This window comes from Stenotrophomonas sp. STEN009 (genome assembly GCF_056760395.1).
Genome location: NZ_JBRRES010000013.1, coordinates 34,487 through 56,649 on the forward strand (window position 1 = coordinate 34,487; position 22,163 = coordinate 56,649).

At 67.4% G+C, this 22,163-nt stretch carries 18 protein-coding genes and 1 riboswitch; of the genes, 11 read left to right on the forward strand and 7 right to left on the reverse strand.

Annotated elements, in window-relative coordinates:
- Positions 1 to 98: 98 nt before the first annotated feature.
- Positions 99 to 488, reverse strand: a complete 390-nt coding sequence (locus ACVOMM_RS08195) for a hypothetical protein (protein WP_128988008.1) — start codon at positions 486 to 488, stop codon at positions 99 to 101.
- A gap of 112 nt (positions 489 to 600) precedes the next feature.
- On the reverse strand, positions 601 to 1,827 hold the full coding sequence (locus tag ACVOMM_RS08200; RefSeq protein ID WP_481526111.1) for a multidrug effflux MFS transporter: 1,227 nt from the start codon (positions 1,825 to 1,827) through the stop codon (positions 601 to 603).
- Between the two features lie 301 nt (positions 1,828 to 2,128).
- Positions 2,129 to 2,231, forward strand: a riboswitch (glycine riboswitch).
- Between the two features lie 62 nt (positions 2,232 to 2,293).
- Here ACVOMM_RS08200 and gcvP point away from each other — a divergent pair.
- Positions 2,294 to 5,161 carry an aminomethyl-transferring glycine dehydrogenase gene (gene gcvP / locus ACVOMM_RS08205; RefSeq protein WP_065174824.1) on the forward strand — a complete coding sequence of 956 codons (2,868 nt, stop codon included), beginning with the start codon at positions 2,294 to 2,296 and terminating at the stop codon, positions 5,159 to 5,161.
- Between the two features lie 83 nt (positions 5,162 to 5,244).
- On the opposite strand, the gene ACVOMM_RS08210 is transcribed toward gcvP, so the two are convergent.
- From ACVOMM_RS08210 to ACVOMM_RS08220, 3 genes are all read right to left on the reverse strand, one after another.
- On the reverse strand, positions 5,245 to 5,655 hold the full coding sequence (locus ACVOMM_RS08210; protein ID WP_053519027.1) for a VOC family protein: 411 nt from the start codon (positions 5,653 to 5,655) through the stop codon (positions 5,245 to 5,247).
- Positions 5,656 to 5,755: 100 nt separating this feature from the next.
- A complete protein-coding gene (locus tag ACVOMM_RS08215) occupies positions 5,756 to 7,126 on the reverse strand; it encodes an amino acid permease (RefSeq protein ID WP_065174823.1) in 1,371 nt (456 codons plus the stop codon).
- Positions 7,127 to 7,208: 82 nt separating this feature from the next.
- The gene (locus ACVOMM_RS08220) at positions 7,209 to 7,919 is read right to left on the reverse strand and encodes an AraC family transcriptional regulator (RefSeq protein ID WP_053519032.1); all 711 of its coding nucleotides are present in this window, start codon (positions 7,917 to 7,919) and stop codon (positions 7,209 to 7,211) included.
- A 113-nt stretch (positions 7,920 to 8,032) separates the two neighbouring features.
- Here ACVOMM_RS08220 and ACVOMM_RS08225 point away from each other — a divergent pair, with 113 nt between their 5' ends.
- The 3 genes from ACVOMM_RS08225 (at position 8,033) to ACVOMM_RS08235 (ending at position 11,737) form a co-directional block, all read left to right on the forward strand.
- Positions 8,033 to 10,123, forward strand: coding sequence for a catalase (locus tag ACVOMM_RS08225; RefSeq protein WP_193396772.1), 2,091 nt, complete (start codon positions 8,033 to 8,035; stop codon positions 10,121 to 10,123).
- 35 nt (positions 10,124 to 10,158) lie between these two features.
- Positions 10,159 to 10,539, forward strand: coding sequence for a hypothetical protein (locus ACVOMM_RS08230; RefSeq protein ID WP_481526112.1), 381 nt, complete (start codon positions 10,159 to 10,161; stop codon positions 10,537 to 10,539).
- 301 nt (positions 10,540 to 10,840) lie between these two features.
- Positions 10,841 to 11,737 (forward strand): LysR family transcriptional regulator, encoded by an 897-nt coding sequence (locus tag ACVOMM_RS08235; RefSeq protein ID WP_193395513.1) that lies wholly within the window; start codon positions 10,841 to 10,843, stop codon positions 11,735 to 11,737.
- An 18-nt stretch (positions 11,738 to 11,755) separates the two neighbouring features.
- Here ACVOMM_RS08235 and ACVOMM_RS08240 read toward each other — a convergent pair whose 3' ends face one another.
- Entirely contained in the window at positions 11,756 to 12,787 is a 1,032-nt protein-coding gene (locus ACVOMM_RS08240) for a LysR family transcriptional regulator (RefSeq protein ID WP_065174970.1), read from the reverse strand.
- Between the two features lie 147 nt (positions 12,788 to 12,934).
- Here ACVOMM_RS08240 and ACVOMM_RS08245 point away from each other — a divergent pair, with 147 nt between their 5' ends.
- The 7 genes from ACVOMM_RS08245 (at position 12,935) to ACVOMM_RS08275 (ending at position 21,241) form a co-directional block, all read left to right on the forward strand.
- Entirely contained in the window at positions 12,935 to 13,162 is a 228-nt protein-coding gene (locus ACVOMM_RS08245; RefSeq protein WP_053517540.1) for a hypothetical protein, read from the forward strand.
- Entirely contained in the window at positions 13,159 to 13,929 is a 771-nt protein-coding gene (locus tag ACVOMM_RS08250; protein WP_481526113.1) for an SDR family NAD(P)-dependent oxidoreductase, read from the forward strand. Before ACVOMM_RS08245 ends, ACVOMM_RS08250 begins: the two co-directional genes overlap by 4 nt.
- An 89-nt stretch (positions 13,930 to 14,018) precedes the next feature.
- Positions 14,019 to 15,242, forward strand: a complete 1,224-nt coding sequence (locus ACVOMM_RS08255) for an efflux RND transporter periplasmic adaptor subunit (RefSeq protein WP_481526114.1) — start codon at positions 14,019 to 14,021, stop codon at positions 15,240 to 15,242.
- A gap of 127 nt (positions 15,243 to 15,369) precedes the next feature.
- Entirely contained in the window at positions 15,370 to 18,540 is a 3,171-nt protein-coding gene (locus ACVOMM_RS08260; protein ID WP_053517457.1) for an efflux RND transporter permease subunit, read from the forward strand.
- Positions 18,541 to 18,604: 64 nt separating this feature from the next.
- The gene (locus tag ACVOMM_RS08265; protein ID WP_481526115.1) at positions 18,605 to 19,342 is read left to right on the forward strand and encodes an SDR family oxidoreductase; all 738 of its coding nucleotides are present in this window, start codon (positions 18,605 to 18,607) and stop codon (positions 19,340 to 19,342) included.
- Positions 19,336 to 20,757 (forward strand): efflux transporter outer membrane subunit, encoded by a 1,422-nt coding sequence (locus ACVOMM_RS08270; protein WP_065174973.1) that lies wholly within the window; start codon positions 19,336 to 19,338, stop codon positions 20,755 to 20,757. The genes ACVOMM_RS08265 and ACVOMM_RS08270 overlap by 7 nt, the downstream gene beginning before the upstream one ends.
- Before the next feature lie 220 nt (positions 20,758 to 20,977).
- Positions 20,978 to 21,241 carry a hypothetical protein gene (locus tag ACVOMM_RS08275; RefSeq protein ID WP_053517461.1) on the forward strand — a complete coding sequence of 88 codons (264 nt, stop codon included), beginning with the start codon at positions 20,978 to 20,980 and terminating at the stop codon, positions 21,239 to 21,241.
- 18 nt (positions 21,242 to 21,259) lie between these two features.
- Here the strand turns inward: ACVOMM_RS08275 and ACVOMM_RS08280 are convergent, their stop codons facing one another.
- Complete coding sequence (locus tag ACVOMM_RS08280) at positions 21,260 to 22,114, reverse strand: endonuclease/exonuclease/phosphatase family protein (protein ID WP_065181299.1); 855 nt, start codon at positions 22,112 to 22,114, stop codon at positions 21,260 to 21,262.
- Between the last annotated feature and the right edge of the window lie 49 nt (positions 22,115 to 22,163).

The window sequence follows — 22,163 nt, forward strand, 5'->3', positions numbered from 1 at the left end:
GGGCGCCGCGCCCCCCCCCCGCTGTTGGGCGGGGGGGGGCGGGGCCCCGGGGGGGGGTTTTTCCCCCCCCCGCCGCGCCGGGGGGGCGGGCCCGGCCGCTACCCCTTCTTCGCGGCCAGCTGCGCGGCCAGCGCGGATTTGAATTCCTCGAACGTCTGCCCTTGTGCCTGCGCTTCGGCCTGCGCGGCGTCGCGCAGCGCGTCGGAATACATCAGTCGCACCGGGGTGCCGCTGCGCTCATGCAGCTCGCCCGCCTGCATGATCATCGCCAGCACGTGTGCCGCGCTGTGGGTCTGCCCGGCAATGCGGCCATCCATGCCCAGTACCCACTCGCCGTCGCGCCGGACGATACCGGCCAGCAGGGTGCGCTGCGGGTCGCGCAGCTCGGCGTGCGGCTCCACGGGCGAAGCCTGCGCAGCGGCGCGGCTGGCGGCCTGCGCTTCCTTGCGGCGGCGCTGGTCGCGGCGGATCTTGGAGGAGATGGACATGGGCGCTACCGCTGCGTGGGGGGCGCAAGGATAGCGCACCCCGGCCGTTGCGCCGCTTCACGTCGCCTGGCGCGCGCCGCGACGCAGCCCGCGAGCCGTCGCCGCCGTGGGCTCACGCCTCCGTGCAGGCCGCCTGGGCGGTGCGCTCGCGCAGATGCTCCCAGTACCAGAACACAAACCCGGCGGCGAAGAAGCCGGCCTGGCCCAGCGCCAGATGCAGCGGGCTGGCACTGAGCAGGGGCGACACGACGCCGGCCACCACGGTGCTGACCATCAGCTGCGCGAAGGCCTGCAGCGACGAGGCCAGGCCGCGCTGGTGCGGATACATGTCGAGCACGGCCAGCGCCAGGATCGGGAAGATCAGCGCCATGCCCATGCCGCCCAGGAAAATGGGCAGTACCGCCCACGGCAGCGCGAACTGCGGCGCCAGCACCACGTAGCCGACGTTGAGCAGTGTCGACAGCGCGCACAGGGAGAAGCCGATGGTCACCTGCCGGGTCGGCGTGGTGTGCCCGGCCATGCGCCCGGACAGGAACGCGCCGGCCGTCATGCCACCGATGGTGGGAATGAACAGCCAGGCGAAGTCGCCTTCGCCCAGATGCAGGTGCTGCATCACGAACACCGGCGCGGACGCGATGTACAGGAAAATGCCGCCGAAGCCGATGCTGCCGGCCAGTGCCAGGCGCAGGAAACGCGGGTTGAAGCCGATGCGCACATAGTCACGCAGCAGTGCGCGCGGCGACAGCGGTACCCGCGCCTCCGGCGGATGCGTTTCCGGCAGGAAGCGCGCGGTGGCCACCAGCAGCACCAGCGAGAACACCACGAGGAACCAGAAGATCAGCGGCCAGCCGGCACCGCTGAGCAGAATCCAGCCACCGATGATCGGGGCGATGGCCGGCGCGATGCCGAACAGCATCGAGACCTGGCTCATCAACCGCTGGGCGTCATGGCCGTGGTACAGGTCACGGATCACCGCGCGGCCGACGATCATGCCCACGCCCGCCGACAGGCCCTGCAGCGCGCGGAACGCCAGCAGGGTCGGCAGGTCAGTGGACAGCGCGCAGCCGACCGAGGCCCCGGCAAATACCACCAGGCCACCGAGGATCACCCGCTTGCGGCCCCAGGCATCGGACAGCGGCCCGTGCGCCAGGCTCATCAGGCCATAGAACAGCAGGTAGACGCTGATGGTCTGCTGGACGGCCACCTCATCCACCGCCAGGCGCTGGGCCAGCTGCGGGAAGGCCGGGAAAATGGTGTCGATGGAGAACGGGCCGAACATGGCCAGGCCCGCGAGCAGCAGGGCCATGCGACGGGTGGACGGAGCAACAGCGGCGGTCATGTGAACGGTGTCCGGCAAGGCCATGCGCGGCACGCACGGCGGGCGCCGGTCCCGCTGCAGCAGGGACGGCGCCAGATGAATTCGGGTATCCGCCCATGATAGGCGGGGAATGCGCCCGATGCCATGCAGCACCGCACAAAACGCACGCCCCGGGCCATCGGCCATTCAGGCGCCGGCCCTGCCCGGGCGGCCCCGGCAGCAGGCCATAACCGGCTATAATCGGCGGGCAACACGGTGGGAGAAGCGGAACACCGCTGCCGAAGGCGCAACGCCCGTAATCGCTCAGGCCCGATACCACCCGCAACACAACTCTGGAGAGACCGGTTCGATCCGGCGCCGAAGGGGCACGAAGCTGCGGCCAGCCGCGCTTCCAAACTCTCAGGCAAAAGGACAGAGGGGCGCCCCGCAGCCCGCCATCCGGCGGCTTGTGCCCGTGCGTGTGCCCTTTCCTGACGGATCCTTCGCCATGTCCCAGAACACCCCTTCCCTGCGTGAGCTCGAGCACCACAGTGCGTTCGTCGAGCGCCATATCGGCCCCAATGACGCCGAGATCGCGCAGATGCTCGACGTCGTCGGCCACGCGTCGCTGGATGCGATGACCGATGCCATTGTGCCGGCCAAGATCAAGTCGCCGGCAGCGCTGGCGCTGCCGGAGTCGATCACCGAAGTGGAGGCGCTGGCGAAGATCCGCGCGATCGCCGACAAGAACACCGTGCTGCGCAGCTTCATCGGCCAGGGGTATTACGGCACCCACACGCCGAACGTGATCCTGCGCAACATCCTGGAAAACCCGGCCTGGTACACCGCCTACACCCCGTACCAGGCAGAGATCTCGCAGGGCCGCATGGAAGCGCTGATCAACTTCCAGACCTTGTGCGCCGACCTGACCGGCATGGAGATCGCCAACGCCTCGCTGCTGGACGAAGCCACCGCAGCGGCCGAAGCGATGACCCTGGCCAAGCGTTCCGCCAAGTCGAAGTCGGACACCTTCTTCGTGCACGATGCCGTGCACCCGCAGACCCTGGAGCTGCTGCGCACCCGCGCCGAGCCCATGGGCATCGTGCTGCGCGTCGGCACCCCGGCCGAAGCGCTGGAAGCGGACAGCTTCGGCGTGCTGCTGCAGTACCCGGATACGTTCGGCCAGGTGGCCGACTACCGGGCACTGGTCGAGGCCGTGCATGCACGCGGCGGCCTGGTCGCCGTGGCCACCGATCTGCTGGCGCTGACCCTGCTCGCCGCACCGGGCGAATGGGGCGCGGACATCGTGGTCGGCAACAGCCAGCGTTTCGGCGTGCCGTTCGGCTTCGGTGGCCCGCACGCGGCGTTCATGGCCTGCCGCGATGCCTACAAGCGCTCGATGCCCGGCCGCCTGATCGGCGTCTCGATCGATGCGCAGGGCAACCCGGCCTACCGCCTGACCCTGCAGACCCGCGAGCAGCATATCCGCCGCGAGAAGGCCACCTCCAACATCTGTACCGCACAGGTCCTGCTGGCGGTGATGGCCTCGATGTACGCCGTCTACCACGGTCCGGAAGGCCTGACCCGCATCGCCCGCCGCACGCACCGCCTGGCCGCGATCCTGGCCGCCGCACTGCGCAAGGCCGGCGTGCAGGTTGCTGGCGACTTCTTCGACACCCTGCACGTCACCGGTGTGCACGCCGATGAGATCCACGCCAAGGCGCGCGCCGCCGGCTACAACCTGCGCGCGATCGACAGCGACTCGGTCGGCATCAGCCTGGACGAGACCGCCACCCGCGCCGATGTGGTTGCGCTGGCCGCCGTCTTCGGTGCCCAAGCCGATGTGGATGCGCTGGATGCCAGCACCGCCGACGCGCTGCCGGCCGGGCTGCTGCGCCAGTCCGCGTTCCTGACCCATCCGGTGTTCAACACGCACCACAGCGAGCACGAACTGCTGCGCTACCTGCGCTCACTGGCCGACAAGGACCTGGCGATGGACCGCACGATGATCCCGCTGGGCTCGTGCACCATGAAGCTCAACGCCACCGCCGAGATGATCCCGGTGACCTGGCCGGAGTTCTCGCAGATCCATCCGCTGGTGCCGGCCGACCAGGCGCTGGGCTACAAGGAACTGATCGAGTCGCTGGAAGCGATGCTGGTCGAATGCACCGGCTACGATGCGGTCAGCCTGCAGCCGAACTCGGGTGCACAGGGCGAGTACGCCGGCCTGCTGGCGATCCGCGCCTACCACCGCTCGCGTGGTGAGGAGCATCGCGACATCTGCCTGATTCCGGATTCGGCCCACGGTACCAACCCGGCCTCGGCACAGATGTGCGGCATGAAGGTGGTGGTCACCAAGACCGATGCCAACGGCAACGTCGATGTCGAGGACATCCGCCTCAACGCCGAGAAGTACAGCGACCGCCTGGCCGCGATCATGATGACCTACCCGTCCACGCACGGCGTGTTCGAGGAGGAGGTGGTAGAGATCTGCGAGATCATCCACAAGCACGGCGGCCAGGTGTACACCGACGGTGCCAACATGAACGCCCTGGTCGGCGTGGCCAAGCCGGGCAAGTGGGGTTCGGACGTTTCCCACCTGAACCTGCACAAGACCTTCTGCATCCCGCACGGCGGCGGCGGCCCGGGCGTCGGCCCGTGCGCGGTCAAGGCGCACCTGGCCCCGTTCCTGCCGGGTAAGCTGGGTGACAACGGCCCCGTCGGCATGGTCAGCGCCGCCAGCTTCGGCAGCGCCTCGATCCTGCCGATCAGCTGGATGTACATCGCGATGATGGGCCGCGAGGGCCTGCGCAAGGCGACCCAGGTCGCGCAGCTCAATGCCAACTACATCGCCAAGCGCCTGGCGCCGCACTTCAGGACGCTGTACACCGGCCGCAACGGCCTGGTGGCGCATGAGTGCATCCTCGATGTGCGCCCGCTGGAGAAGAGCAGCGGCATCGGCGCCGAGGACGTGGCCAAGCGCCTGATCGACTTCGGCTTCCACGCGCCGACGCTGAGCTTCCCGGTAGCCGGCACGCTGATGGTCGAGCCCACCGAAAGCGAGTCGCTGCATGAGCTGGACCGCTTCATCGATGCCATGATCCAGATCCGCGAGGAAATCCGTGCGATCGAGGATGGACGCCTGGACCGCGAGGACAATCCGCTGAAGAACGCGCCGCACACCGCCACCGCGGTGACGGCCAGCGAGTGGACCCACGCCTACCCGCGCGAGCTGGCCGCCTTCCCGCTGCCCAGCCTGAAGCTGCAGAAGTACTGGCCGCCGGTGGCCCGCGTCGACAACGTCTACGGCGACAAGAACGTGATGTGCGCCTGCATCCCGGTCGACGCCTACAAGGACGATGAAGTCGAAGCGTGATTGACGGAACGGCCCGCGCAAGCGGGCCGTTTTCGTTTACGGTAGCGCCGGGCCATGCCCGGCGAGCGCAGCGGCTGAACCGATCACGGATCCGGCATCTGCCCCAGGCTCAACTGCCAGGACACACCGAACCGGTCCTGCACCCAGCCGTAGCGGTTGCTGAAATCGTAGTCGCCCACCGGCATCAGCCAGTGCCCGCCCTCGCCCAGCACGCGCGCCGCGCGCTCGAACTGTTCGGCGCCACCGCACTCGACGAACAGCGAGATCGACGGACTGAAGGTGAAGTCGTGCACATCCAGGCTGTCGAAGCACAGATAGTTGGTGCCGCCGAGCATGAAGGTCGCCTGCCGCACCTGGCCGGGCACTCCCGCCCCTGCGCCGTCGGGATGGCGTTGCAGGGCAAGCAGCCGGAAATCGGCGAACGCCTCGGCGTACAGGGCCAGGGCCGCCTCGGCCTGGCCGGTGAACATCAGGAACGGACGACTGCGCAGCATGGGGTGCTCCAGTTCAGCGGGCCGATGACGGCCCCGCGAACAGGATGGCACGCAGAATGTATGCCCGCTGTAGAGCCAAGCCCACGCTCGGCTGTACGGATCAGGCCTCGCGCATGCGGCGCGCGATCGCACTGCCGGCCGCGATCGTGGCGGTCAGGGCCACCATCGACAGGAACTGCAGGCGCGTATGCGCCTCGCTCAGCAGCAGGCCGAAGATCAGTGCCAGGATCGCCAGGGCGCAGCAGGTCAGCCACGGGAAACCGGCCATGCGGAACGGCAGGCGCGAGCCGAGGCGGTCCGCACGGCGGCGCAGCACCAGTTGAGAAAGCAGCGACAGGGTCCACACCAGCAGGCAGGTCGAGCCGACGATGTTCAGCAGTACCGGCAGCACCTTGTCCGGGAACAGCAGTTCCATCACCGTCGCGGCAAACCCGAACAGCACGCTGGCCAGAACGGCGATCACCGGCACCTGCCGCGGGTCGGTCCAGCCCAGCACGGCCGGTGCCTCGCGGCGCTGCGCCAGCGAATACATCATCCGCGACGCGCCGTAGAGGTTGGCGTTGAGGGCCGACAGCAGGGCGATCACTGCGATCAGCGTGATGGCCGTGCCCGCCCCCGGAATGCGGGCCGCATCCAGCACCGCGGCGAACGGCGACTTCAGCGCTTCGCTGGTCCACGGCACCACGGCGATGATCACGCTCAGCGAGCCGATGTAGAACACCAGGATGCGCCAGGCCACGGTGCGGATGGCGCGGGCGATGCTGCGCTCGGGATCCTCGGTCTCGGCCGCGGCAACGGCCACGATCTCGGTGCCGCCGAAGGCGAACACCACCACCAGCAGGGCTGCGCCGATACCGGCCAGGCCCTGCGGTGCAAAACCGCCGTGTGCGGTGAAGTTGCTCAGTCCCGGAGAGGTCACCTGCGGCAGCCAGCCCATCAGCAGCGCGAAACCGATGGCGATGAACGCCAGGATCGCCACCACCTTGAGAATGGCGAACCAGAACTCGAACTCACCGAAATTCCTGACCCCCAGCAGGTTGATCGCGGTGAAGAACAGCATGAACGCCAGGGCGGCCATCGGCACCGGAATGGCAGGCCAGACCGTGGCCAGCAGGCCCGCCGCTCCCACGGCCTCGGCGGCGATCACGATCACCAGCTGTACCCACCAGAGCCAGCCGACAGTCGCCCCTGCCGTGGCGCCCATGGCGTCGGCGGCATAGACCGAGAACGCGCCGCTGGTCGGCTTGGCCGCCGCCATTTCGCCCAGTGCGTTCATCACGATGATCACCAGTGCGCCGGCCACCAGGTACGACACCAGCACCGCCGGGCCGGCCGCCTGTACGCCCACACCGGACCCCAGGAACAGGCCCGCGCCGATGGCGCTGCCCAACCCCATCATGATCAGCTGGCGTGGCTTGAGCGAATGGCCCAGGCGGGAGGGCGAGGCAGGCGTAACGGGGCTGGCGGGCATCGGCAGGAGTGGGCGGCGGCTACAGGGGCGTCACCTTACCCTGTCCCGCGCCTGTGGGGATAGGCACAGTGCAGCAGGCCGCTCAGGCCAGCGCCGGCTCGCCGATGCGGGCGCGGTAGGCGCGCGGCGAGAAACCGGTTTCGGCCTTGAACTTACGGGTGAACGCGCTCTGGTCACTGAACCCGCAGGCCTGGCCGATGCAGGCGATGCTGTCGTCGCCATGCAGCAGATGCATGGCCATCTGGATCCGCAGCCGCGTCAGCACCTGCTGCGGGGTCATCTGGAACACCTTGCGGAAGCTGCGCTCCAGCTTGGACAGCGAGAACCCGGTGATGTCCAGCAATGTCTGCATGCGCACGTTCTCGGCGTAATGCGCGTTGAGATGGGCCAGGGCCAGCCGCAGCTGCTCGTACTGGGTTCCCAGGCTGTCTTTCTGGCCCAGGTCGCGCGAGATGCCGATCAGGCCCTCGATGCTGCCGTCGACCACCAGCGGCCGCTTGCAGGTCAGGCACCAGCCCGGCTCGCGGTTGGCGAACAGGTGCAGCTCCATCAGGTTCTCGATCACCTCGCCGGACAGCACGCGTGCGTCCTGGTCGACATAGTCCGCACTGAGGCCGGTCGGGTAGATCTCGGCCGCGGTACGCCCGATCACGTCCTTGCGCGCGCGCAGGCCCAGCCGCCGCAGCATGGTCTGGTTGACGTGGGTGTAACGGCCCTGGCGGTCCTTTATGAAGAACAGCACGTCCGGGATGGCGTCGAACAGGGCTTCGATGTCGGCAGGCTCGACTCGCATGCGCCAAGCATAGCCGAGGCGCCCTTGTCCGCGCGATCACCTGCGCGGGACCGGGGCTTAACGTCTGGCGCGCGAGGGTAGAGGTTGACTTCCCCGCTACAGGACCTGGACCCATGGCCGCCAGCAAGCCCTCCGGCAAGCGCGCACCCGCCCCCTCCCCCGACCATCGCCGTGGCGACGGCGACGAACTGCACCTGCACGCCGGCGGCACGCACCCCCCGATGACCACGGCCCAGGGCATTCCCGTCGCCGACAACCAGAACTCGCTGCGCCAGGGCCCACGAGGCCCCACCCTGCTGGAGGACTTCATCCTCCGCGAGAAGATCACCCACTTCGACCATGAGCGCATCCCGGAGCGCATCGTGCATGCCCGCGGCAGCGCCGCCCACGGCTATTTCGAACTCACCCACTCGCTGGCCAAGTACACCCGTGCGCGCATCCTTGGCGAAGTCGGAAAGAAGACTCCGGTGTTCACCCGCTTTTCCACCGTGGCCGGCGGTGCCGGGTCGGTCGACACCCCCCGCGACGTGCGGGGTTTCGCGGTGAAGTTCTACACCCCTGAAGGCAACTGGGACCTGGTGGGCAACAACATCCCGGTGTTCTTCATCCAGGACGCAATGAAGTTTCCCGACCTGGTGCATGCGGTGAAGATGGAACCGGACCGCGCGTTCCCGCAGGCAGCGAGCGCGCACGACACGTTCTGGGACTTCATTTCGTTGATGCCCGAATCGATGCACATGATCATGTGGGCGATGAGCGACCGCGCCATTCCACGCTCGCTGCGCATGATCGAAGGCTTCGGCGTGCACAGCTTCCGCCTGTTGAACGAGGCCGGCGACTCCACCTTCGTCAAATTCCACTGGCGGCCGAAGCTGGGCATCCAGTCCACGGTGTGGGACGAGGCGTTGAAGCTGCAGGCCGCGGACAACGATTTCCATCGGCGCGACCTGTTCGAGGCGATCGAGCGTGGCGACTTCCCCGAATGGGAACTGGCCGTGCAGCTGTTCACGGAAGAGGAGGCCGACGCATTTCCGTTCGATCACCTGGACCCGACCAAGATCATTCCCGAATCGCTGGTGCCGCTGAAGGTGATCGGGCGCATGGTGCTGGATCGCTGGCCGGACAACTTCTTCGCCGAAACCGAGCAGGTGGCCTTCTGCCCGGCCAACGTGCCGCCCGGCATCGACTTCAGCAACGACCCGCTGCTGCAGGGCCGGTTGTTCTCCTACCTGGATACCCAGCTGATCCGCCTGGGCGGGCCCAACTTCCACCAGATCCCGGTGAATGCGCCAAAGTGCCCGTTTGCCAACCACCAGCGCGATGGGCATATGCAGATGCAGGTGCCCAAGGGCCGCGTGGCCTACGACCCCAGTTCGCTGGAGGACGACAGCCCGCGCGAGACACCGGCCGGATTCCGCAGCCATGCCAGCGCGGATGACGGCCGCAAGGGGCGCACGCGTGCCGAGAGCTTCGCCGACCATTACAGCCAGGCACGGATGTTCTTCCGCAGCCTGGAAGCACCCGAGCAGGCACATCTGGCCTCGGCACTGGTATTCGAGCTGTCCAAGGTGGAAACGCCCAAAGTGCGCGTGCGTACCGTCAGCCACCTGCGCAACATCGACGAAACCCTCGCGCAGCGGGTGGCGGAAGGACTGGCGCTGCCCACCCTGCCCGACCCGGCACCCACTGCTACGCCGGCACAGGACATGCCCCCCGCACCGGAAGTCCGCGTGATCGGTCGCAACAAACCCACCCTGCAAGGGCGCTGCATCGGCATCCTGTTTGATGAAGGCTCCGATGCCGGTGTCATCAGCAGCCTGCGCAAGGCCGCAGAGAAGGCCGGTGCCGCGGTGAAGCTGGTGGCTCCCAAGGTGGGCGGCGCCACCCTGAGCAACGGCAAGCTGCAAGCGGCCGACGGGCAACTGGCGGGGACTCCATCGGCGGTGTTCGATGCGGTCGCGATCGTGCTCAGCGAGGAGGCCGGCAAGCGGCTGTCCAGCGACAGCGCGGGGCTGGAATTTGCCAGCACCGCGTGGGCACACCTGAAGGCCATCGGCAGCGATGAAGGAGGCCGGGTGCTGCTCAAGGCGGCGCGCGTGGGCAAGGATGCGGGCATCGTCGACGCGGGCGATGCCGGCGCTTTCCTCGCCGTCGCCGCCACCCGCCAGTGGGCCCGCGAACCGAAGCTGCGGCAACTGGCCTGACCGCCTCACCCCCATCGCCTGCAAGGAGACGTGTCATGCCCCGTGGAGACAAATCCGCCTATACCGACAAGCAGAAGCGCCAGGCCGAACACATCGAGGAAAGCGAGCGCGAGCGTGGTGCCAGTGAGAGCACCGCCGAGCGCATCGCGTGGGCCACCGTGAACAAGCAGGATGGCGGAGGCAAGCGCAGTGGCAGTGCCCGCAAGGGCGCCAAGAAGACTGCGAAGAAGGCGGCGAAGAAAGCACCGGCGAAGAAGGCCGCAAAGAAGACTGTCGCGAAGAAAGGGCCCGCGAAGAAGTCCACCGCCAGCACGCGCAGTGCGGCCGCGAAGAAGGCAGCGGCAACCCGGGCGGCAAAGAAGGCGGCACGCTCGACCGCCGCGAAGAAGGCCGCGCGGACCCGCGCAGGCGGTTGAGATGCACCCGGCAGCGCAGCGGGCACACGATGCCTGCGGCCCTGCACGGTGACGTGGGGGCCCCCCCGCCGCCGCCCCCCCCCCCCCCGCCCCCCCCCGGGCTGCGCCAGCGAGCGGGCGATGCCGGCGCCGATGCCGCTGGAGGCACCGGTGATCAGGATGGTTCGGGAATGGCTCATGGCAGGTCTCCGGAAGGGCTAGGGGGAAATGCCGGGTCGTGCCCGGTGCAGTCACGGTAGACGGCCTGCTTCGTCGCGATAAGATGGCGACTGCTGACTACCTTGTATAGATCCGCTAACCAATGTCCGTCGATCTCAATGCCCTCGCGGTGTTCCAGCGGGTAGCCGACTGCAGTAGCTTCACCGCGGCGGCCCAGCAACTGGGCGTGACCCGGTCGGCCGTCAGCCAGACCATCGCCCGGTTGGAACAGTCGCTCGGTGTCGCTCTGGTGCTGCGCACCACCCGCAGCGTCAACCTCACCGATGCCGGCCAGGCGCTGCTTGCGGCGGTCAGACCCGCCCTGGCTGAACTGGACAGCGCCGTGGAGTCCACGCTACGTCGCGGCAGCACCCTCAAGGGCCAGCTGCGCTTGGCCGTGTCCTCCATTGCCGAGCATTTCCTGGCCGGTCCCCTGCTGGCCAGCTTCGCCGCCCGGCACCCGGAGCTGCAGCTGGACATCACGGTGACCGATGAGGAGTTCGACATTGTCGAGGCGGGTTTCGACGCGGGCGTGCGTCTGGGCGAGGTGATCGCCCAGGACATGGTGGCGATTCCGGTGTCCGGCCGGCAGCGGCAGGTGGTGGTGTGCACTCCGCGGTATGGGCAGCAGCACGGCATGCCCAGGCACCCGCGCGAGCTGCCCGGGCACCGTTGCATCGGCTGGCGCGCCGCACCACGCAAGGCGCCCTATCGCTGGGAATTCGAAGAGCGCGGACGCGAGTTCAGCGTCGATGTACAGCCGGAGATCACCAGCAATGACATGGCCACGATGACCCGCCTGGCATTGGCGGGCGCCGGGCTGGCCTTCGGCATGGAGGACACATGGCGCCCGTGGCTGCAGCGTGGGGAACTGGTCAGCGTGCTGGAGCCGTACTGTCCGTGGTTCGCAGGGTTCTTCCTGTATTACCCCAGCCGGCGCCAGGCCGAGCCGAAGCTGCGGGCACTGATCGAGCATCTGCTGGAACAGCGCGCCGCATGACGCCGGGCAGGCCCCGCTTCACGCCGCCGGCGCGGCCACCTTCTCCAGGATCCGCTTGCCGCTGATCTCAAGCGCGGCATCTTCCTGCTCCTGCTGCTGCCGCGCCAGCTTCGCGCCAGGGCACTGCGCCAGCATGTAATTGGCGTCGAAGTTGAGCTTCTCCACCAGGAAGTCGACGAATGCGCGCACCTTCGGCGAGACCAGGCGGCCGCCGGCAAAGACCGCGTTGAAATCCACCTCCGGACCTGTCCACCCGGCAAGCACGCGACGGACCATGCCTGACTCGACGAACGGTTTGGCCATCACATCGCCGGTCAGCAGCAGGCCTTCACCGCACACCAGGGCGCCGTTGAGCGCGGACATGTCGTTGGCCGTCATCAGCGGCGTCACCGGGAAGTCACGCAGTTCCCCTCCGTTCTCGCCCAGCTGCCAGGTAAAGCGCGGTGAATTGCCAGTGTGGTAGGGCTTGCGCATGGCCAGGATGCGATGGAACTGAAGCTCTTCCGGGTGCAGTGGTTCGCCGTAGCGCTCGATGTAGGCTGGGCTGGCGAACACCTGCGTGCGCAGGCTGCCGAGCTTGCGTGCGACCAGGTTGGAATCGGGCAGGGCGCCGACGCGCAGGGCCAGATCGGCTTCACCGGCGATCAGGTCGAGCTTCTCGTTGCCCATGTGCATGTCCAGGCGGATTTCCGGGTACTGCGCATGGAACTGCCCCAGCAACGGCGCGATCCAGGTGATGCCGATGGAGTAAGGCACAGTGAAACGCAGCCAGCCGCGCGGGCCGGACTGCAACTGGCTGACCGCGCTCTCGGCTTCTTCCAGCTCGCGCGCGATGCGCTGGCAGTGCTCGTGGTAGATCGAGCCCGCCTCGGTCAGGCCAAGACGGCGCGTGGTCCGGTGCAGCAGGCGCGCGCCCAGCCGTGTCTCCAGCTCCTGCACCTTGCGGCTGACAGTGGTCTTGGGCAGGCCGAGCGCTTTGGCAGCTGCGATGAAGCTGCCCTGCTCGACCACTTTGACGAAGATCAGCGTTTCATTGAGATCGTGGGACATGGTCGGGAGTCCTGGACGTCGGGGGTGGGACAATCGTGACAGATCGATTGGACCGGGAACGGGATGATTATTCCCCTTAATCAGGACTAATCAAGTAAAGGTTTGAGGTCTATCGTGGCGCCATTCGTGAAATGGAGTCCCCCCGCCATGAGCCTGCGCAACATTCTTGCCCGTTTCCGGCATGCCGGCCAGAACGCCCTGGATCTGGCGATGACCGTTGAGATCCGCCCGAGTTCCTTGGTGCACAAGGATTTCCGTGAGTTTACCGCGCCCATGCGGCAGCAGCGTGGCGGTGCCATCCGCTTGGCGCCGCAGAAGAGCGATCGACTGCGCCGAATCGGGACTATCCCGGATTTGGGAGGAAATGTCCCGTGAATGGGATTCTGATGCCCGAAGTCCTGGTCCTCGGCGGAACCGGTGCGGTCGGCCAGGGCGTGGTCGGTGCGCTGCTGGAAGCCGGCAGCCCGGTGCTGGTGGTCGGCCGCGATCCAGGACGGTTGGCGTCGCTGGAAGCGCAGTTCGCCGATGAGCCCGGCCTGCAGACCATGCTGGGTTCACTGGCAGACGACGGTTCGGCGCAGGTCCTGGCCGAGCGCGTCGCGCAACGCCCTCGGCCGTTGGCGGCGGTGATCGCGGCCATGGGCGGTCCTTACAACCGTGGCCGGGTGATGGACCGCAAGGGCGACGAACTGCTCGGCGCACTGCAGGCCGACCTGATGCCCCATGTGCATGCGGTACGCCACCTGCTGCCGCTGCTGCGTGACAACGTGCATGCGCGGCGCTACGTGATGATCGGCAGCCCTGCCGGTCTCAAGCCCTGGGCCGGCTACGGCGAGACCTCGATCACCACCGCCGCCCTGCGCATGTACGCGCAGGTGGTGCACCAGGAAGCACAGGCGGTCGGTGTCCGTGCGCAGATGCTGGAGGTGTGCAGCCCGGTGTGTACACCGGCCAACGCCGCCAACGCCTGCATCGAGTGGCCGAGCTCGCTGCTGGTCGGCCGGCGCGTGGTGTCGCTGCTTGATGGCTGCCGCGACAACCGCGCCATCGTTCGCTGCGACAGCAGCGATGCGGAACTGCCGCGGGGCCTGCTGCGACTGGAAGTTCCACCACCGTGGCGCGACGCCCTCGGTGTCGCTTGACCTTGACCTTGGTTGAGGTTGCAGCATACGCCGCACTTTCTGATAGCCATTCTCATTAGCTGTACCACCCCTCCGTACGGATGCATGCCATGACTTCCCCCAAAACCACCCCACATCGTTTCGGCCATCGCATTGCGATGGTCGGCGTGTCGATCCTCGCCGCGGCGGTGCTCGCTGCCTGCAGTGGCGGCCATGCCGAAGAAGCCGGCGCACCGCCCCCGCCGCAGGTCAGCGCAGCCCCGGTGCTGGTCAAGCAGATCAGCCAATGGGACGAGTTCAGCGGCCGCATCGAGGCGGTGCAGAGCGTTGAACTGCGTCCACGCGTGTCCGGCTACATCGACAAGGTCAACTACGTCGAAGGCCAGGAAGTGAAGAAGGGCGATGTGCTCTTCACCATCGACGCGCGCAGCTACCAGGCCGAGTACGATCGCGCCGCCGCTGAACTGGCCCGCGCCCGCACCCAGGCAACCCTGGCCCGCAGTGAATCGGAGCGGGCCAAGCGCCTGGCCGAGCAGCAGGCGATCTCCACCGAGACCGCCGAGCAGCGTCGCGCTGCGGCAGACCAGTCCGGCGCAGCCGTGCAGGCCGCGCAGGCGGCACTGGATGCTGCCCGGCTCAACCTGGAGTTCACCAAGGTGCGTGCGCCGATCGACGGCCGTGCCGGCCGCGCGATGGTCACCGCGGGCAACCTGGTCACCGCCGGCGACAGCGCCAGCGTGCTGACCACGCTGGTCTCGCTGGACACCGTGTTCGTCTACTTCGATGCCGACGAAAGCACTTTCCTGCGTTACGCGCAGATGGCACGCAAGGGCGAGCGCCCGAGCGAGCGCGACAGCCACCTGCCGGTGAAGGTTGGCCTGTCGGGTGAAGAAGGCTACCCGCACGCGGGCAAGGTCGACTTCCTCGACAACCAGGTTGCACGCAGCACCGGCACCATCCGCGTGCGTGCGCTGCTGGACAATGCCGACCGGCAGTTCACCCCGGGGCTGTTCGCCCGTGTGCAGCTGCTGGGCAGTGGCCAGTTCCAGGCGATGCTGATCGACGACAAGGCTGTGCTGACCGACCAGGACCGCAAGTACGTGTACGTGGTCGACAAGGATGGCAAGGCCCAGCGCCGCGACATCCGCCTTGGCCGCACGGCGGAAGGCCTGCGCATCGTCGAGCAGGGCCTGTCCGCAGGCGACAAGGTCATCATCGATGGCGTGCAGAAGGTCTTCATGCCGGGCATGCCGGTGCAGGCCAAGGCGGTGGCGATGCAGCCGGCTGCGGCCGCCGCACCAGGCCGTGATGCCACTGCTGCGCTGAACCGCTGATCCGCCGTCTCCTGATCCGAGTTTCCGCTTAGCTGCCGGCGCCAGCGGCGGCCTTCCCTGCCTTCGTCATATCGGCGAGGGGCAGGGTGGCTGTTGCCCGCCGGCGGCATTTCCCAGGAATTCCTCCATGGACTTTTCCCGTTTCTTCATCGACAGGCCGATCTTCGCGGCGGTACTGTCGATCGTGATCTTCGCCGCAGGCCTGATCACGATTCCGATTCTGCCCATCAGCGAGTACCCGGAAGTGGTGCCGCCGTCGGTGGTCGTGCGCACGGTCTATCCGGGCGCCAATCCCAAGGTCATCGCCGAAACCGTCGCCACGCCGCTTGAAGAGGCGATCAACGGCGTCGAGGGCATGATGTACCTCAAGTCGGTCGCCGGTTCCGACGGCGTGCTGCAGATGACCGTCACCTTCCGCCCCGGCACTGATCCGGACGCGGCGGCGGTGAAGGTGCAGAACCGTGTGGCGCAGGCGCAGGCACGCCTGCCCGAGGACGTACGCCGGCAGGGCGTGACCACGCAGAAGCAGTCGCCCACCTTCCTGATGGTCGTGCATCTGACGTCGCCCAATGGCAAGTACGACACCCTGTACCTGCGCAACTACGCCCGCCTGCACGTCAAGGACGCGCTGGCACGCATTCCCGGCGTGGGCGACGCGCAGATCTTCGGTGGTGGTGACTACGCCATGCGCGCATGGCTGGACCCGGACAAGGTTGCTTCGCGCGGCCTGACGGCCAGCGACGTGGTGCGTGCCATGCGTGAGCAGAACGTGCAGGTCTCTGCGGGTCAGCTCGGCGCCGAGCCGCTGCCGAACAGCCAGTTCCTGACCCTGATCAATGCCCAGGGCCGCCTGCGCAGCGAGCAGGAGTTCGGCGACATCGTGCTCAAGAGCGGTGTCGACGGCGAGATCGTGCGCCTGTCCGACGTTGCCCGCCTGGAACTGGGCGCTGGCGACTACACCCTGCGCTCGCAGCTCGACGGCAAGAATGCGGTGGGTATCGGCATCTTCCAGTCGCCCGGTGCGAATGCACTGGAGATTCGCGACAAGGTCATCGCCACGATGGACGAGATGCAGAAGACCATGCCCGCCGACGTGAAGTACGAAGCGGTGTATGACACCACCATCTTCGTGCGTGATTCGATCAAGGCGGTGGTCTCGACCCTGCTTGAAGCGATCGCCCTGGTGGTGCTGGTGGTGATCCTGTTCCTGCAGACCTGGCGCGCGTCGATCATTCCGCTGATCGCGGTTCCGGTGTCGGTGGTCGGTACCTTCGCAGCGCTGTACGTACTGGGCTTCTCGATCAACACGCTGAGCCTGTTCGGCCTGGTGCTGGCGATCGGCATCGTGGTCGACGACGCGATCGTGGTGGTGGAGAACGTTGAACGCAACATCGAAGAAGGTCTGTCGCCGACCGCAGCCGCCCACCAGGCCATGCGTGAGGTGTCCGGCCCGATCGTTGCGATCGCACTGGTGCTGTGCGCGGTGTTCGTGCCGATGGCGTTCCTGTCGGGCGTCACCGGTCAGTTCTACAAGCAGTTCGCTGTCACCATCGCCATTTCCACGGTGATCTCGGCGATCAACTCGCTGACCCTGTCGCCGGCCCTGGCCGCCCGCCTGCTGAAGGCCCATGGCGCTCCGAAGGATGGCCCGAGCCGTCTGATCGATCGCCTGTTCGGCTGGGTGTTCCGCCCGTTCAACCGCTTCTTCAAGTCCAGCTCGGAGAAGTACGAGCGCGGCGTGGCGCGCATCCTCGGCCGTCGCGGCGCCGTGTTCGTGGTCTACGCGATCCTGCTGGTCGGTACCGGTGTGATCTTCAAGCTGGTGCCGCCGGGCTTCATCCCGACCCAGGACAAGCTGTACCTGATCGCGGGCGTGAAGCTGCCGGAAGGTTCGTCGATCGCACGTACCGATGAAATGCTGCGCAAGGTCGCCAAGATCGCCCAGGAAACCGACGGCGTGGCGCATACCATCTCGTTCCCGGGCCTGAACGCGCTGCAGTTCACCAACACCCCGAATACCGGTGTGGCGTTCATTCCGCTCAAGCCGTTCAACGAGCGTCATGGCCGGACCGCGGCGGAGATCAACGCCGAGATCAACCAGAAGATCGCAGGCCTGCAGGAGGGCTTCGCGTTCGCGATGATGCCGCCGCCGATCCTGGGCCTGGGCAACGGCAATGGCTACCAGATGTTCATCGAGGACCGCGGCAACCTGGGCTACGGCGCGCTGCAGAATGCCGTGCAGGCGATGCAGGGGACCGTTGCACAGACTCCGGGCATGGCCTTCCCGATCAGCAGCTACCAGGCCAACGTGCCGCAGCTGGATGCGGAAGTGGACCGTGTGAAAGCGAAGGCGCAGGGCGTGCAGCTGACCGAGCTGTTCGACACGCTGCAGACCTACCTGGGTTCGGCGTACGTCAACGACTTCAACCAGTTCGGCCGCACCTGGCAGGTGATCGCCCAGGCGGACGGCCCGTTCCGTGAGAGCGTCGAGGACATCGCCAAGCTGCGCACCCGCAACGACCGCGGCGAGATGGTGCCGATCGGTTCGATGGTGACCATCAAGCAGACGTTCGGCCCGGACCCGGTGCTGCGTTTCAACGGCTACCCGGCAGCGGACCTGGCCGGCGAAGCCGACCCGCGCCTGCTGTCCTCGGCGGAAGCGATGAACAAGCTGACCGAGATCGCCGGGCAGGTGCTGCCGGTCGGCATGGCCACCGAATGGACCGACCTGAGCTACCAGCAGGCCACCCAGGGCAAGGCCGCGTTCATCGTGTTCCCGGTGGCGATCATGCTGGCCTTCCTCGTGCTGGCCGCGCTGTACGAGAGCTGGTCGCTGCCGCTGGCGGTGATCCTGATCGTGCCGATGACCCTGCTGTCGGCTCTGTTCGGCGTATGGCTGACCGGCGGCGACAACAACGTGTTCGTGCAGGTGGGCCTGGTGGTGCTGATGGGCCTGGCATGCAAGAACGCGATCCTGATCGTCGAGTTCGCCCGTGAGCTGGAGATGGGCGGCAAGGGCATCGTCGAGGCCGCGCTGGAAGCCTGCCGCCTGCGCCTGCGCCCGATCGTGATGACCTCCATCGCGTTCATCGCCGGCACCGTGCCGCTGGTGCTTTCGCATGGTGCGGGTGCCGAGGTGCGCTCGGTGACCGGTATCACGGTGTTCGCTGGCATGCTGGGCGTCACCCTGTTCGGCCTGTTCCTGACCCCGGTGTTCTACGTCGCCCTGCGCAAGTTCGTCACCCGCAACGGCGGTGGCCAGCTGGTGCAGCACGGCGAGCCCACCATTCATCACTGATACGGAACCCCGTCGCCGCCGGTCGATGATCGGCGGCGGCTTCTCCCTCCAAAGGCATGAATCCATGAACACCCATCAGAACAAGATCGCGCTGGTTACCGGCGCTACCCGTGGCATCGGTGCCGAGACCGTGCGTCAGCTGGCGAAGGAAGGCGTGCACACGCTGCTGGCCGGCCGCAAGCGTGAGACGGCGGTGGAGCAGGCACTGAAGCTGCAGGCGGAAGGCCTGCCGGTGGAAGCGCTGCAGCTGGACGTTACCGATGCTGCGAGCATCGCCGACGCGGTCGAGCAGGTGCGCCAGCGTCACGGCCGGCTGGACATCCTGGTCAACAACGCCGGCATCATGATCGAGAACCCGGCACAGGCACCGTCGGAGCAGTCGCTGGATACGTGGCGTCGCACCTTCGACACCAATGTGTATGCACTGGTGGCGGTGACCCAGGCGTTCCTGCCGCTGCTGAAGCAGGCCAAGGCCGGGCGCATCGTCAACGTGTCCAGCATCCTCGGCTCGCAGACCCTGCACGCCGACCCGGGTTCGGGCATCTATGACTTCAAGATTCCGGCCTACAACGCCTCCAAGGCGGCGGTGAACAGCTGGACGCTGGCCCTGGCATACGAGCTCCGCAGCTCGCCGATCAAGGTGAACACCGTGCACCCGGGCTACGTCAAGACCGACATGAATGGTGGCAACGGCGAGATCGAGATCGCCGAAGGTGCGCGTTCCAGCGTGCAGATGGCGCTGATCGGCCCTGAAGGCCCGAGTGGCAGCTTCACCTATCTGGGCGAGGTGCTGCCATGGTGATCCGCACCCTGGCGGTGGCCGTTTCCAGCCTCGTGCTGGCCGGCTGTGTCACCGTCGGTCCCAATTACAAGGCGCCCCAGCAGGAGCCTGTCGTCCTGCAGGGCGCGGAGCAGCCGGTGTTCAGCACCACATCGCCCGTTGCCAGCTGGTGGGCGCAGTTCGATGACCCGGTGCTGGAAGAGCTGGTGCACGGCGCACTGTCGAGCAATCTTGACCTGCGCGTGGCCGTGGCGCGTGTCAGCCAGGCGCGGGCGGTGTTCGTCGAAAGCCGCTTCGACCAGGCACCGCACGTGACCGCAGGCGGCAGTTACGACCGCCGCAAGCAACCCGATCCGCAGCTGGGTGGGCAGCGGGTGTTCAGTGAAAGCTACCAGCTCGGGTTCGATGCGGGCTGGGAGCTGGATCTGTTCGGCCGCAAGCGCCGTGCTGCCGAAGCGGCACGCGCCGATCTGGGGGCCGAGCAGGCCAACCTGGCCGATGCGCAGGTACTGGTTGCCGCCGAAGTGGCACGCAACTACTTCGAGCTGCGCGGCACGCAGAAGCGCATCGCCGTGGCCCAGCACACACTGGTCAATCTGCGTGATACGCAGAAGCTGACCGAGGCGCGCTGGGAACTGGGTGCCGGCAGCGAGCTGGATGTGCAGAGCAGCCGTGCCCGGCTGAAGGCGATCGAGGCCGATATTCCCCTGCTGGAAGTGGCCGAGACGCAGTCCCGCAATCGCCTGGCGGTGCTGCTGGGCCAGCGCCCGGAAGTACTGGCCGACATGCTCGCGCCGCATGAGGTGCCGGCGTTCGCCAAGCCGTTGCCGCTGGGCGATACCCGCGAGCTGCTGCGCCAGCGTGCCGACGTGCGTGCGGCCGAGCGGCGGCTGGCAGCCGCCACGGCACGGGTGGGGGTGGCAACGGCCGATCTGTTCCCGCGGTTGTCGCTTTCCGGTTTCGTCGGCTTCCTCGGCGGCGACGCCAATGGCCTGGTCAACGGTAGCAACAAGGCCTGGTCGCTGACGCCGTCGTTGAGCTGGGCAGCCTTCGATTTCGGAACCGTGCGCGCACGTCTGCGTGCCAGCAAGGCCGAGGCCGAGGGCGTTGCCGCGCAGTACGAGCAGACGGTGCTGCTGGCACTGGAAGACACCGAGAACGCGCTGACACGCTACTCCAAGCAGCAGGCACGGCTGGCGATCGTGGTGGAGCAGGCGCAGGCCGCACGACGAGCCGAGTCGCTGGCGCAGATCCGCTATCGCGAGGGCTCGGAAGACTTCCTGACCCTGCTCGACGCGCAGCGCACCCAGCTGGCCGCCGATGATGCACTGGCGGCCGCCGAGGCGGAGGTCAACGTCAGCGTAGTCGGCGTATACAAGGCGCTGGGTGGTTGGGGCCAGTCCCCGCAGGCGCCGAGCGTGGCACAGGTGAATTGACCGGACGGGGACGGAGGCAGTGGCCTCCGTCCTCGTTTCCGGTCAGGGCCACCGATGGGCGGGCGCCTGCCGCCCTGCCATGCCGTCCTCCACACTTTGCGAACTCAGGCAGGGCAGCGCGGCGTGAGCCGTGGACACCGTCACATTCATGACGCTTCTGACTCTCCCGGAAGCGCCTTCTGCCGTGTAACAAGTGGGGCGGGCCATCAGAGGACAGGCGATGACGGACGGCAAGCGGGATACCCAACGAATGTTGTTCGGCGATCCGGGACCACCCGGTGCAGGACTGTCCGTCGCGGTGGTCGTTCTGCTGGTGCTGGCGATGCTGGCCGCGGCCATCGGCTTCGTACGGCTGCCGGACTCCATGCTGGGCCTGGGCCTGATCGGCGTGGCCGTGCTGCTGGCCATCGGCGCTCGCATCTGCCAGGCGCGCGATCAGCACCAGGCGCTGTATCGCCTGTTGGCGCGGCAGCCGCCGCGGTGAACGCGGCGGCAACCCGACTCAGGGCCGGGGCCAGTCCAGCTCGACCACCAGCGGGAAGTGATCCGAGGGCAGCACGCCGTCGATGCGACGGTCATCGGTCAGGAAGCTGCGCGCACGGAAGCCTCTCACCAATACCCAGTCCAGCTGCGTGGTGGCCTTGCCGGTGAAATCATGGAAGGTCAGGCGCGGCCCCTGGGGAGACGCCACCTGGGTGCGTGCGTCCTGCAGAACGCGGGTGAGCGTCGCGTAGGTTCCGCCCCCGGGTTCACTGTTGAAGTCGCCCGTCAGCACCACCGGCAGATCCGGCGGCAGCGTCGCCACCCGCCTGCCGATCAGCTCGGCTCCCTTGACCCGGCGCGGTTCGTCTTCGTCGCGATAGGGCAGGTGGGTGTCCATGAAGTAGAAGCGGCGGCCATCGTCAAGGCGACGGAACAGGGCCCAGGTCACCATGCGCGGGTACAGGTTGCCCCAGGTGATGCTGCCGGCGACCTCCGGTGTATCGGACAGCCAGAAGTTGCCCGATTCCTCCACGGCCAGCACCCGCGTGTCGTAGAACACGCCCATGTGCTCATCGCCGCTGCCACCGCGCCGTCCTTCACCGAACCACGCGTAGCCGGGCAGGTGGCCGGCGAGATAGTCGGCCTGTTCCTGTACCAGCTCCTGGGTGCCGATGACGGCCGGGCGGGCATCCAGGATGACCTTGACCATCGCATCGCGGCGATCCGGCCAGCGCTTGCCTGGCGCGGTGTCGGCCGGGGTGCGGACATTGAAGGACATCACCTTCAGCGGCGCAGGGGCCGCCGCCCAGGCGATGGCGGGAAGAGCGAAGGCCAGCAGCGCACACAGCGCAGGGCGACGGAAACGCGACAGCATCGTGGAATCCCTCCATTCCATGTAAACGATTCCATGAAGGATGGCACGG